Annotated in this window: 11 protein-coding genes; 5 read left to right on the top strand and 6 right to left on the bottom strand. The window is 62.4% G+C overall.

All coding sequences use genetic code 11. The features are described 5' to 3' along the window. Window positions 1-155: 155 nt before the first annotated feature. From ABD705_RS15935 to ABD705_RS15925, 3 genes are read right to left on the bottom strand one after another with little or no spacing between them, the layout of a single operon-like run. Window positions 156-290: a hypothetical protein gene (locus ABD705_RS15935; protein WP_344785378.1), complete on the bottom strand. Its 135-nt coding sequence runs from the start codon at window positions 288-290 to the stop codon at window positions 156-158. Between the two features lie 21 nt (window positions 291-311). Beyond that, window positions 312-2066: a glycoside hydrolase family 2 protein gene (locus ABD705_RS15930; protein WP_344785377.1), complete on the bottom strand. Its 1755-nt coding sequence runs from the start codon at window positions 2064-2066 to the stop codon at window positions 312-314. A 59-nt stretch (window positions 2067-2125) separates the two neighbouring features. Beyond that, window positions 2126-3139, bottom strand: a complete 1014-nt coding sequence (locus tag ABD705_RS15925) for a LacI family DNA-binding transcriptional regulator (protein WP_425562096.1) — start codon at window positions 3137-3139, stop codon at window positions 2126-2128. Between ABD705_RS15925 and ABD705_RS15920 the strand changes: the two genes are divergently transcribed. From ABD705_RS15920 to ABD705_RS15905, 4 genes are all read left to right on the top strand, one after another. Next, entirely contained in the window at window positions 3123-4616 is a 1494-nt protein-coding gene (locus ABD705_RS15920) for an ABC transporter substrate-binding protein (RefSeq protein ID WP_344785373.1), read from the top strand. The genes ABD705_RS15925 and ABD705_RS15920 overlap by 17 nt on opposite strands. Window positions 4617-4809: 193 nt before the next feature. Next, window positions 4810-5628 (top strand): carbohydrate ABC transporter permease, encoded by an 819-nt coding sequence (locus ABD705_RS15915; RefSeq protein WP_344785371.1) that lies wholly within the window; start codon window positions 4810-4812, stop codon window positions 5626-5628. Next, on the top strand, window positions 5628-6485 hold the full coding sequence (locus tag ABD705_RS15910; protein WP_344785369.1) for a carbohydrate ABC transporter permease: 858 nt from the start codon (window positions 5628-5630) through the stop codon (window positions 6483-6485). The genes ABD705_RS15915 and ABD705_RS15910 overlap by 1 nt, the downstream gene beginning before the upstream one ends. A gap of 46 nt (window positions 6486-6531) precedes the next feature. Next, the gene (locus tag ABD705_RS15905; RefSeq protein ID WP_344785367.1) at window positions 6532-7740 is read left to right on the top strand and encodes a family 1 glycosylhydrolase; all 1209 of its coding nucleotides are present in this window, start codon (window positions 6532-6534) and stop codon (window positions 7738-7740) included. Between the two features lie 1056 nt (window positions 7741-8796). On the opposite strand, the gene ABD705_RS15900 is transcribed toward ABD705_RS15905, so the two are convergent. The 3 genes from ABD705_RS15900 to ABD705_RS15890 form a co-directional block, all read right to left on the bottom strand. After that, window positions 8797-9018, bottom strand: coding sequence for a hypothetical protein (locus ABD705_RS15900; RefSeq protein ID WP_344785365.1), 222 nt, complete (start codon window positions 9016-9018; stop codon window positions 8797-8799). A 288-nt stretch (window positions 9019-9306) separates the two neighbouring features. Continuing rightward, window positions 9307-10224, bottom strand: coding sequence for a hypothetical protein (locus ABD705_RS15895; RefSeq protein WP_344785363.1), 918 nt, complete (start codon window positions 10222-10224; stop codon window positions 9307-9309). Between the two features lie 167 nt (window positions 10225-10391). Continuing rightward, a complete protein-coding gene (locus ABD705_RS15890; protein ID WP_344785361.1) occupies window positions 10392-10859 on the bottom strand; it encodes a hypothetical protein in 468 nt (155 codons plus the stop codon). Between the two features lie 410 nt (window positions 10860-11269). Between ABD705_RS15890 and ABD705_RS15885 the strand changes: the two genes are divergently transcribed. After that, on the top strand, window positions 11270-11551 hold the full coding sequence (locus tag ABD705_RS15885; RefSeq protein WP_344785359.1) for a hypothetical protein: 282 nt from the start codon (window positions 11270-11272) through the stop codon (window positions 11549-11551). Window positions 11552-11627: the final 76 nt, after the last annotated feature.

Raw genomic sequence — 11627 nt, 5'->3', positions numbered from 1 at the left:
CATCTGCTTCCCGGTTTCGTTACGTGGGTGCGGCGCGTGCCGCCCCCACGTAACGGAACCTATCCAGAATGGCCGGATTCTTGTTGCTCAAACGGCCGGGAACCAGCCGCCGAGCCGGCAGGAAACCCCCGCCGAAACGGCCTACACGCAGTCGATCACAGACACACGAGCTGCGCGACCAGCCCACGATCCACCACCGGCGCCACAGAGGGCTGCTCCGCCTTCTTCTCCACGGCCGTTTCGGCTCCCTTCGCGACAGCCGCCGGGGCCGTCTCAGCCTGCTTGCTCATTGTGTTCCTCCTTGATCGGAGTTACACCGTTGAACGTACAGTCCCACCGCGCACGGCCGCGCGCACCCGGGCTACGTCCACCTTGGGGGTTCGGTCTTGGTTCAACAGCCCGTTCGTCTCCTGGCCGGTGTCTGTGAGCTGGGTATAGCAAAAGCCGCTCAGAGGCTCGGCCAGTGCGACAGCCCGTATCAGCGCACACACGCGCGCAGTGAATTCCGCGCTGGAGCCCACGGTCGAGTAACCCCAGTCTTTGTCGTTGTCCGACGCGAGACTCACACCACCGAACTCCGTGACCATGAATGGGTGCTCCGCCGGTGCACCGTCATCGACGTACAACCGGCGCCCCGCCGGACCAAACCCATGCAGCATCGCCTCAAGCGAGTGCCGGTCCCGATAACGGTGCGCGAGCACCTCCGGATCACCCTCGTAGTCGTGGATCGTCCAGATGTCGGATGAAGTGTGCTCCCACCCGTCGTTCGAGATGACCGGGCGAGTACCGTCGAGTGCGCGCGTAAGGTCGGCGACACTGCGGCTCAGCGCACGGGGACGGGGCCCGTGCGCGATGTGTTGCACTCCCCAACTCTCGTTCAATGGAACCCACGCAATGATGCTGGGGTGAGAGAGGTCGCGTTTGACCAGGCTTGTCCATTCGGAGATCAGGTTGGACACCGCCCGTCTGTCGAACGAGTATGCGCTTGCGGTTTCGGACCACAGCATCAAACCGAGGCGGTCGGCCCAGTAGAGGAACCGTGGGTCTTCAGCCTTCTGGTGCACGCGGGCGGTATTGAACCCGAGCGACAGGATTAGCTCGACCTCGCGACGCAGAGCCGCAGCGCTGGGGGCGGCGAGATGAGACTCGGGCCAATAATTCTGCGCCAGGACGGCGCGGATCTTCGTGGGTCGGTCGTTGAGCATAAACGTGGATGCCGTGGCCTCCACACTGCGCATACCGAAGTAACTTGCCACCTCGTCGACTGAGCTGTCGTCACCGTCCGCCGGCTCAAGTCGCACGACAGCATCGATGAGGATGGGATGGCCGGGGCTCCACAGCAGCTCTTCGTATTGCTGCCCGTTTGCTTGGCGTGGCAGGCGCATTCGCACGGTCTCGAACCGCGACTGCACGAGCGTGCGTGTTTGCGCGAGGACTTCCCCCTCATACGCGACTTCGACATGCAACCAAGCTCCGGCTGCGGGCAGATCACTGAGCGACACTTCCACGTCGACACCGGCGGCCGGGATGTCGGTCGTCCACACCAGGCCGTCGATCGCCACCGGAGCGACCGCTTCCAGCCATACCGGCTGCCAGATCCCCGTCGTACGGTGATACCAGATCGCGTGAGGCTCATCCCTCCAGTCCTGTTTGCCGCGCAGGATCGAGACATCATCGGGGTCGTCCACTGCGTGCACGACGATCGTGTTCTCGCGTTCAGGATCGATCGCGTGGGTGACGTCTGCGGAGAAGGGGGACTGGCCGCCGCGGTGCGTGCTGACTAGCACACCGTTCACCCACACACGCGCTTCCCAGTCCACCGCTCCGAAGTGCAGAATTAGCCTCCGCCCGGGCACCCAGCCGGCGCTTTCCAATTCCGCACCGGCGAAAGAACTCCGATACCAGACCGAGTGCAGCCCGTTCGGCTCAGCGATGCCCGATGCCACGGATTCCGGAGGAAAGGGCACCCGGATCGTGCGGTCAAAGCCGACCGTGTCTGGAGCGCCATTCGAATATCCGACGGTGAATTCCCACGGACCGGTCAGGTCCGTCCACTGCGGGCGCACGAGCTGCGGGCGTGGGTATGTCCCGTCCTGGTGGGACGCGGTCGGGAGCGAACCGGCTCTCAAGAAGTGCCTCCTACAGTGCTGGCACGCTGTGCGATGGTGAATGGGACCGGGTACACGCCCGGCACCGGTGGATTTGTCCTGAGCAACTCGATCGCGATCCGCGCTAGTTCCCGCGTATTGGGGGCGACGGAACTCAGAGCTGGTGTGCTGTAGCGCGCCTCTTCGATATCGTCGAATCCCATCACAGCGACCTCCTCTGGGATGCCGACACCGCGCTCGGTGAGTACGTGCATGGCTCCGAGGGCGAGAAGGTCGTTGAACGCGAACACCGCATCGAAAGATATTCCGGCGTCCAGCAGCCGAGTTGCGCCTGCCGCTCCGTCGGCCCGCCGATATTCGTCGACGGTGATGATCAGGTCCGGATCCATCTCGATGCCCGCCGCGGCCAGTGCATCGCGGTAGCCGCCCAGACGCAGCACAGAAGTCTCGTTGGGTCCTGCCTGCTGAGCTCCGATCGCGGCGATGCGGCGACGTCCGAGCGAGAGCAGGTGCTCGACGGCGGTACGCGCCGCAGCGGAGTTGTCGACTGCCACGTGCGGCAATTGGGTCTTCCCGACGTGCTCGCCCAAGAGGATGAGCGGAGTAGCGTCCACGCGGTTTTCGAAGTCCGAAGCCGACAACACCAGCGGGCTCAGAATGAGCCCGTCCATCACCGGAAGGTCGATGCCCTCCGCGATTCGCCGCTCGGCATCCTCTCGCCCGTCGGTCTGATTGACCAGTACAGTGATGGCCCGCTCCTGCGCCGCGCGGACGAGGTCGGATGCGAGTTCCGCGAAGTAAGGCTGGCTGAGGTCAGGCAGCGCGACCGCGATCATGCCGCTGCGGCCACTGCGAAGCTTTCGAGCTGCGACGTTGGGACGATAACCGAGTTCGGCGATGGCCTCCCGCACGCGGGATTTCAGGTCATCGGTGACCCAGCCAGTGTCGTTGACCACATTGGACACGGTCTTCGCCGACACGCCGACGTGCGCCGCGACATCTTTCAGCGTCGTCTTGCTCACTGCACTCATCTCCGTCGATCGCGCGTTCCGTTGCGAGATCACAGTGCCACACCACAGCCCGATATTCAACGATTACCGATTGGGTCTTGTTCAACGATTACCACTCAGGTATAACAGACTACGTCAGGTTCGTTCAACGTTGAACATGAGAGGAACTCCGATGAAGACACAGCAACCGCTACACCATCGAGGTTCGCGCGCCATCGTGATGGCTGCCGCGGGCATCGGTGTCGTGGCGCTGGCACTGACCGGTTGCGCGGGCCAAGGAAGCGGCAAGGACGGAGGCGGCACCGACGCGAGCGGCAAGGTCTCCCTCGAGTTCTGGAACGGTTTCACCGGGCCAGACGGCCCGGCACTGCAGAAAGTGATCGCCGACTTCAACAAGTCCCAGGACAAGGTGACGGTCAAGGCGAACATCATGCCCTGGGACACTCTCTATCAGAAAGTCCTCACCGCCGTGGCCGGCAACAGCGGGCCCGACATCATCGCGATGTCCGCCTCGCGGATGCCGCAGTTCTCCGCGCAGGGCATGTTCGCTCCGGTCGACGACTACTACAGCGACCCGGCCAACGACTCGAGCGCTCTCGCCCAAGCCGCTATCGATGCCTCGAAGTTCGATGGCAAGAACTACGGTGTCCCGGTGAACTACACGCCAATGATGATGTATTACAACAAGGACGTGTTCACGGCCGCGGGCCTGGACCCCGCGAAGCCGCCGACAACCTGGGACGAGCTCAAGGCGATGGTCCCGAAGCTGACCGTCGACTCGAACGGTGACGGCAAGCCCGAGCAATACGCTTTGGCGCTCGCAGATCACGAGACTGTGCCGGTGTTCCCCGCGCTTTTGTGGGGCACGGGCGGTGCCGTGGTCTCAGATGACGGCAAGACATCCCAACTCGACAGCGCGGAAAGTCTCAATGCACTGAACTACTGGGTGTCCCTCGTGAAGGACGACAAGGCGTCTCCGATCGGACTGTCGGGGGCAGACGCCGACAAACTGTTCACGACGAAGAAGGCCGCGATCGAGATCGTGGGGCCTTGGATGACTTCCGGATTCGACGCCGCCAAGCTCAACTACGGCATCGTCGCTCCACCGGCCGGACCGACCGACGACACGATCCTCGCCGACGTCGTCGCGATGGGTCTGCCCGCTGGCATCAGCGACACCAAGAAGAAAGCCGCCTACGAATTCTTTGCGTACTGGAACTCCAAGGAAGGCCAGATCACCTGGGCCAGCGGCTCCGGCTTCCCCCCGAACCGCGCCGACGTCGCCGACCAGATCACATCTAGCCCGTACCCGGCGATCTTCGGCGCCGCCGATGTCGGCAAGCGCACCAAGATCCTGCTCGCGGGAGTCGCGCCCGGTGGCACGATCATCGACACGATCTTCTTCCCCGCCGTGCAGAAGGCGCTCAACGGGGAGGGAAGCGTCAACAGCATCTTCGCGGACGCGTCGAAGCAGGTTCAGGCAGAACTCGACAAGTGACGGATCCTGTGTGGGCCGGGGCGCCACAGCCCCGGCCCACACAGGTCAAGGAGACCCACCGATGACTGTCACTGACGCAGCCGCTTCGACGCGCCGGCCAGCACCGCGGCCGCATGCGCTCACCCGCCGGCACCGCTCGGCCGCTGCCCGCCGTTCACGCAACGCATGGTTCTTCCTCGCACCATCTCTGGTCGTGGTGGCGCTGTTCACCCTGTATCCGATGGTGCAGGCAGGTTATCTGTCGCTGACCAGCTACAACCTCATCTCCGCCGCCAAATGGGTCGGCTTCGACAATTACGTGGCACTGGCTACCGACCCAGCATTCTGGAACGCCTTCTGGAACACGATCTTGTACGCACTCGTAGTCACGCCGGTCACCGTCGTGCTGGCGCTCGCGTTCGCCGTCATGCTCAACCGCGCGTTTTTCGGGCGGACGTTCGCCCGCACCGCGATCTTCCTCCCGTTTATCGTGTCGCTCGGGATCATCGCCATCGCGTGGTCATTTCTGCTGGATCCGAACATCGGATTGCTCTCGTACTGGCTGAGCAGGATCGGCATCGTCACCGAACAGGGATGGCTCACCGACCCACATTTGGCGATGCCCGCTGTGATGATGGTCGGAGTGTGGAAGAACGTCGGCTTCTACATGGTCATCTACCTCGCCGGGCTGCAATCCATCCCGACGGAACTGTACGAGGCAGCCCGCCTCGATGGCACAAGCGCTGGGCAGCGATTCCGGCACGTCACACTCCCGCTTCTGTCAAACCAGACGCTTCTGGTATCCGTCCTCGCGTTGATCGCGACGCTGCAAGCGTTCGACCAGATCTACGTGATGACCCACGGCGGTCCCTACTTCAAGACCGAGACTCTCGTGATGCTCATCTACCGCAAGGGGTTCCAGGAACTCCAGTTCGGGTACGCCTCCGCGATCTCGTTCGTGCTGCTCCTGTTCGTGTTCGTGTTGTCGATGGTGCAGTACGGGTTCCTGCGGCGCCGGGCGGTGACATACTGATGGCCGCCCTGTCCGTCGATCAACTCCGACGCCGACGCTCGATGTACACGGCAACGAAGTGGATACTGTCGATCGTCGCGATCGTGACCGCCCTGCTGATGCTGCTGCCGATCGTGTGGATGATGCTCACCGCGTTCAAACCCGAAGCAGACATTGTCACGTACCCACCGACGCTGTGGCCACGCCAGCTCACCCTTGAGCACTTCGCCGACGTGTGGAACCGCATCCCGTTCGCCCGCCTCTACCTCAACACGATCATCTTCGCGGGTGGCGTCACCGTCATCTCCCTCCTGCTCGACTCGATGGCCGCCTACGCCCTGGCCCGCATCCCCTTCCGCGGCCGGGGCGCGGTGATGATTCTGATCCTGCTGCTGCTCATGCTGCCGTTCCAGGTGACGCTGATCCCGCTTTACGACATGTTGAACGGCATGGGGCTTACGAACACGCTGCCCGGAATGATCATCCCCCGCATGACGAACGCGTTCGGGATCTTCTTCCTCACCCAGTTCTTCCTGTCACTGCCGAAGGATCTCGAAGAAGCAGCACTCGTTGACGGCGCCTCCGAGTGGCGCATCTACCGCCAGGTGATCCTTCCACTGGCCAAGCCCGCGTTGCTGACGCTCGGGCTGTTCCATTTCCAATACAATTGGAACGACCTGCTGTGGCCACTCGTGATGTCTTCCGATCTTGAGAACTCCACGCTCCCGGCAGGACTCGCACTGTTCATGGGCCAGCACGTCGTTGAGTACGGGTTGCTCATGGCCGGGTCGCTACTTGCAATGCTGCCCGTGATCGCCTTCTTCCTGCTCATCCAGCGCAGCTTCGTCGCCGGCATCGCAACAACCGGATTGAAGTAGCCAGGATGCCTCGACCGAGGCATCCTGTTGACACTGAAAGGCACCCATGACCACCTGGTTCCAAGACGGCAGGCTGCGCTACGGCGTCGGCATCGAAGACACCTTCATCCCGCAGATCCGCGCCGGGCATCGCAAACTCGACGAGTACGAACTGACTCAGCACTATACGAACTGGCGCGGTGACCTCGACCTCGTTGCCGAGAGCGGTGCAGAGTTCCTGCGCTGGGGAGTACCTTGGTACCTTGTCGAGCCCGAGCCGGGCGTGTTCGATTGGTCATGGATCGATCAGGTCGCCGAGCACATGCAAGCCCTCGGGTTGCGTTGCATCGTCGATCTCATGCACTACGGCACGCCGCTGTGGCTGGATAACTCCTTCGCCAACTCTTGCTACGCCGAACGGGTCGCAGCATACGGACGCGCCGTCGCCGAGCGCTATCGCGGGGTGTGGGACGATTTCACAACACTGAACGAACCCATCGTCAACGCCGAATGGTGCGGAGAGATGGGCAACTGGCCCCCATACTTCGTCGGTGACGACGGCTTCCTCACCATCACCCGCGCCCTCGCCCGTGGCATGGTGCGCACACAACAGGAAATCGCCGCTGTCAACCCTGATGCGGTGTTCGTGCACGTCGACGCCGGATTCCGCTACGAAGGCGAGACCACTCCAGTGCCGCGAGCCATCCTCGAAGAACGGAGGTTCCTCGCACTCGATCTGATCATGGGACGTGTCGACGACGCCCATCCGCTCAGTGCGTGGCTTAACACGCAAGGAGTCACCGACAGCGAACTGGCCTGGTTCGCCGACAACGCAGTCCGCCCCGACGTGATCGGCGTCAACTACTATCCGACGTTCACCACGATCAGCATGCAGAACAGCACGAAAACACCAGTCACCGCCGGCACCGCAGGCCTTCGAGATCTCGTTCAGCTCTACAGCGCCCGCTACGGACTACCGCTGGCCATCACCGAGACATCGCTGGTCGGCACCCCCGACGAGAAGATCGCATGGCTCCGCGAGTCGGAAGTAGAGCTGGAGTCGCTGCGTAGCGAGGGCCACCCGATCGTGGGATACACCTGGTTCCCGTTCCTTGATCTCGTTGACTGGCTGTACCGCTTCGACGACAAGCCAGTCGATGACTGGATGCTGCCATTCGGTCTCGTCAATCTGGTGCGCGGCGGCGACCAGCAGCTCACACGTCGAAAGAACAGCGCATTCGAGGTGTACCAGGAGATCGCCCAGCGACACCGCTGATCGCCAACTCACTGCCTGAGTCCCGGCCTCGGTACCCGTCGGATACTGGGCGCAGCAGTTGGAGACCCCGGCGCGACGGGGTTGACCGTGCTCGACGGCGGCTGTGCCAATCATTGCGGTGCGACTCCCTGGGTCCAGAAGTTCGAGTCTCAGTCGGCTCCACCTACCGTGGGGGCGCACACCATGCGAGATTCTGTGGGCAAAATGTGGGCACGGGCGATTCCGACGTCGGCCACGGTCGTCCTCGACCCGTCTCGATGCGTCCGGATCCCGCGGTGCCCCGGACCACGGTGTCCGGACGCCCGGCAAGAAAACCGAACGAGACGGAACCAACAAGAACGGGCCGGATCGAAACCGCCTGAAAAGGAAGTCGATCCGGCCCAAAAATGGCGGTGACGGTGGGATTTGAACCCAATAAGGTTCGATCCTCCTCGATCCGTTCCCGTCGGTCTGCCGCGGAATCATGCGGTTTCATGGCTTCCAGGATCTGCTGTCGATCGTCCTGGATCGGGCCGGATCCTGTTCAGTTGTGGGCACGGTGTGGGCACGACGTCCCCACACATGCCACTGGCCCGAGCAGAGAACCACCGAGCCGGTCTATATCTTCTTCGAAGGCGGCCGCCCTCCGTTTCACCAGCACTCTAGCCCAGGCGACCCGGGCCCGCCCGAGCCCGGCGCCGATGGGCTTTCCCGTGGGCGCACGCCGATGCATACCGACCGATCGTCATCGATGCCGTCCACTGTCGAACTGCGTCAGAGCCGTTCTTCAACGGTCCACGGGTTGCGGGCGCCGTGCAGGACGCCGAACACTTCGACGTGCTCAATGTCCTCGATGACGCGAAACCACACGTGATGATGCTTGAACACTCTCTGCGCCTCATGCCGCACGCCCGGCGGATCTGACGGCGCAGCAGCGGGTGCTCCGCGATGAACCGCAGTGTCGTGGTCAGATCGATGTCGAACCGCGGAGTAGGTGAGCGAGCTCGTTCTCGAGGAAGTACGTCTCGATCTGTTCGTAATCCCGCCACGCGTTCGAGTCGAGGACGACGCGGAAGCTCACGCGGAGCGCCGACCACGCAACCGCGCCTCGAACGCATCCAACGCAATGGCGTCAGCGTCCGGGTGCGGCCCCTTGACCGCTAGCCGCGCATCGACCATCGCCAGCATGTCCGCGGGGACATCGTCGTAGTCCAGCGAGCCCTCGACGGCGCAAATCAAATCGCGCCGGGACTCCACGTCCAGTCGCAGAACCTGCTGCAACAGCCCGCTATCGACCATCACCCAATGATAACCGCGGTCACCGACCTCAACCCGGAACTACTCGAACATAGTCGCTCAATGCGCGTGAGGGTGCACCCGAAACCCGTACGGGAGCGGCGGCAAACCTGGAACGGCTCAAGGACAAACTCGAGAGGCTGACGCAGAGCTGGCCGGACCGTCTGGCGACGAAAGGCCGGTTCGTCTTGGACTACGAGGGCAGCCTGCAAGTGTATGAAGGCGTTCCGGTATCGCCGACATGATCGTGTGACGGGGGCGCCGCAATTGATGTGGCGACGCCCCCGCCGATCAGGCCGCGGCTTCGTCCGCGTCGTTGGTCGCGTTGAACCGGCCGTCGACGAACGCTTTGAAGAGCACGAGGAGGTCTTCCTTGTTGCCGATGGCGCGAAGCGTGACTGCGAGGATGGTCTGGCGGCCCGGTTCGAGCCCCGGCTGCTTTCTCAAGTCGAGCTTCCGCGACTTAAGCACCTTGCCTTCGGACGTACGCACGGCCTGTTCCATCTGTGCGTATGACAGTAACGTAGTGCCGTAGTACCGCCCCGCAGACATGAGAAGAGTCGGCCCCGCCCATCCGATGGGAACGAGCAGCAGCTCCTTCCCATTCGCGACCGGAAGTGTGACCTCTGCCTCATCCCATTCGCAGGTGACCGGATTCCAGACCTGCTTACGGAACGTCTGCACCTGATGGCCGCCGGAGACAAACTCCGGGTAGTTGGCGACCACCCACTCAGTGAAGCGCGCCATCGGTCCATAAATGATGCGTGTGGTGATGTCACTGGTGATGTCCCGGTCCACGCCATCTACGAACAGCGGCAGATCCTCGAGCTGGTGAAGCATGCCGATGCGCACGAGCGGCGCAGCATCCCCAGTCAGAGTCTCCCAGATCCACATGCCGACCTCACCGGCGCCACCATGGCCGCGAAATCCTTCTTCGGCCATGCCGAGCCTGGTCTCCCAGGGCTCGACGAAGCGGCGCAGATACTGCTCTCCGCGGAAACGAGCCGCTCGCGACCCATCGAAGATGCAGCCAGTCACGGTGTCGAGGAACGTATCGACACACCGGACCGCGTCATCTGCAAATGGCTGCGGACGCTCCATCAGCCTGACTGCATGCGGATCGAGGTACAACCGGTTGTCGGCGTCCACATCGATGTTGATGAACGGTACGGGACGGCTGATCCCGTAGTGGTCAGTTACCGAAGCCATTGGGCTTCTCCTTACTGGTTGTTGGCCAGAGGAGAAGCGAGAATCGGGCGATTCTCAACGAACTTCCGCTACGCTGTGAGTACAAGCAAGCACCCACCGCGCCCTCGGGCCGGTATCTGGCCTGATACTGTTGACGCAGAGTCAGGCCAGAATTCTTTCTCGGGTTGTTACCCCTTCCGCGCCAACTGCCACTTCGCACGTCCAACGTTCGCGACGCGCGAGCTGCGGTTCAGGTACGCGAGTGCAGCGCCAATCGCATCGCGTGAGTCGGACCGTCCGTGTTGCTGCAGGAACTCCTCGATCCCGGCGGGCGTGGCGAAGTCCGCGGCCTGAGTCAGAACCCTGACCGCAGTCTCGACTGCATCCGAGCGCGATTGGTCGGCGATGTCGTCTGCAAGTGGGAACAGGCCGGCCTCGGCGTGAGGAGCCGACTCGGGGGCCGAGACTGCTGCGGCCTCCGGGAATCGGCGAGTAAGCGCGAGCCGATACCCCTGCTCCTCCTGCTCAAGTGCAGAGCGCTCGTCATCGAGCTGTTCAAGTTGCTGCCGAAGATCGCGAATGGTGTCTTCCGTCTCTCGACGCGCTGCGATAGTGCTCTCAATGAGCTCCATGAGCAACTGTGGTGTGATGGTCATTTCAAGCCCCCTTACCTGATCTAGAATACCACACTCAGGGAGTGCGTGATGGATACCCAACACTCGTTTTCACACTCTCTGCACTCGCGTATGGGTATCCATCAGTCTTTACAGGTGTTCCCTTAGAGACTGCACCCCACTCGTGAGGGTCCAAGGCCTACCGCTCTGACTTCGAACTGAGCCGTCCGAGGTTTGATGGCCCATCATTTCGAGCTGAAATGATGAGGTCATGTGGAGGAGCATCGGTCCCGCAGCTCGGGATCAATGCGGCACGGAACTTCCTCTGTCCGAAAGTTCGAGACTCAGTCGGCTCCACCTACCATGGGGGCGCACCCAATGAGGTTCGATCCTTCTCGAGACGTTCCGTATCGACGGCGTTCGAGAACTGCATCTTCAACGTCAGCTACCCGATGCGCGGGAAGGAAGTGCTCGTCGTATACGAAGCCGCCGAGATCATGGTCTTCGACACCCGGCGGTTCGCTCATCATCGAGCATCTCTGGCCACCGTCGGCATCAAGTACGTCGGCAACGGCAAACACCGCGAGCCGAGGAAAAAGACGGAACCGTCACCCATGTCCCGAGACATCACAATCGGCAGTCATGTCCTGAGCAGATATGGGCAAACCGTGGGCAGGGCAAAAGGAAAATCCCTGCTGAACAGGGATCTTCATGGCGGTGACGGTGGGATTTGAACCCAAAGAGGTTCGATCCTTCTCAATCCATTCCAGTCGGTCTGCCGCAGAATCACGCGGTTACGCGCCTTCCAGC

This window comes from Microbacterium kribbense (genome assembly GCF_039537285.1).
Lineage (GTDB): Bacteria > Actinomycetota > Actinomycetes > Actinomycetales > Microbacteriaceae > Microbacterium > Microbacterium kribbense.
Note: the sequence above shows the minus strand (reverse complement) of the source record. Positions and strands in the feature narration are given on the sequence as shown.

Bases quoted from the DNA above. Each gene is read 5' to 3' on its own strand.
- ABD705_RS15890 (WP_344785361.1), bottom strand. From the start codon at position 10,859: ATGACCATCACACCACAGTTGCTCATGGAGCTCATTGAGAGCACTATC.
- ABD705_RS15900 (WP_344785365.1), bottom strand. From the start codon at position 9,018: ATGGTCGATAGCGGGCTGTTGCAGCAGGTTCTGCGACTGGACGTGGAG.
- ABD705_RS15935 (WP_344785378.1), bottom strand. From the start codon at position 290: ATGAGCAAGCAGGCTGAGACGGCCCCGGCGGCTGTCGCGAAGGGAGCC.
- ABD705_RS15885 (WP_344785359.1), top strand. From the start codon at position 11,270: ATGCGCGGGAAGGAAGTGCTCGTCGTATACGAAGCCGCCGAGATCATG.
- ABD705_RS15895 (WP_344785363.1), bottom strand. From the start codon at position 10,224: ATGGCTTCGGTAACTGACCACTACGGGATCAGCCGTCCCGTACCGTTC.
- ABD705_RS15905 (WP_344785367.1), top strand. From the start codon at position 6,532: ATGACCACCTGGTTCCAAGACGGCAGGCTGCGCTACGGCGTCGGCATC.
- ABD705_RS15925 (WP_425562096.1), bottom strand. From the start codon at position 3,139: ATGAGTGCAGTGAGCAAGACGACGCTGAAAGATGTCGCGGCGCACGTC.
- ABD705_RS15910 (WP_344785369.1), top strand. From the start codon at position 5,628: ATGGCCGCCCTGTCCGTCGATCAACTCCGACGCCGACGCTCGATGTAC.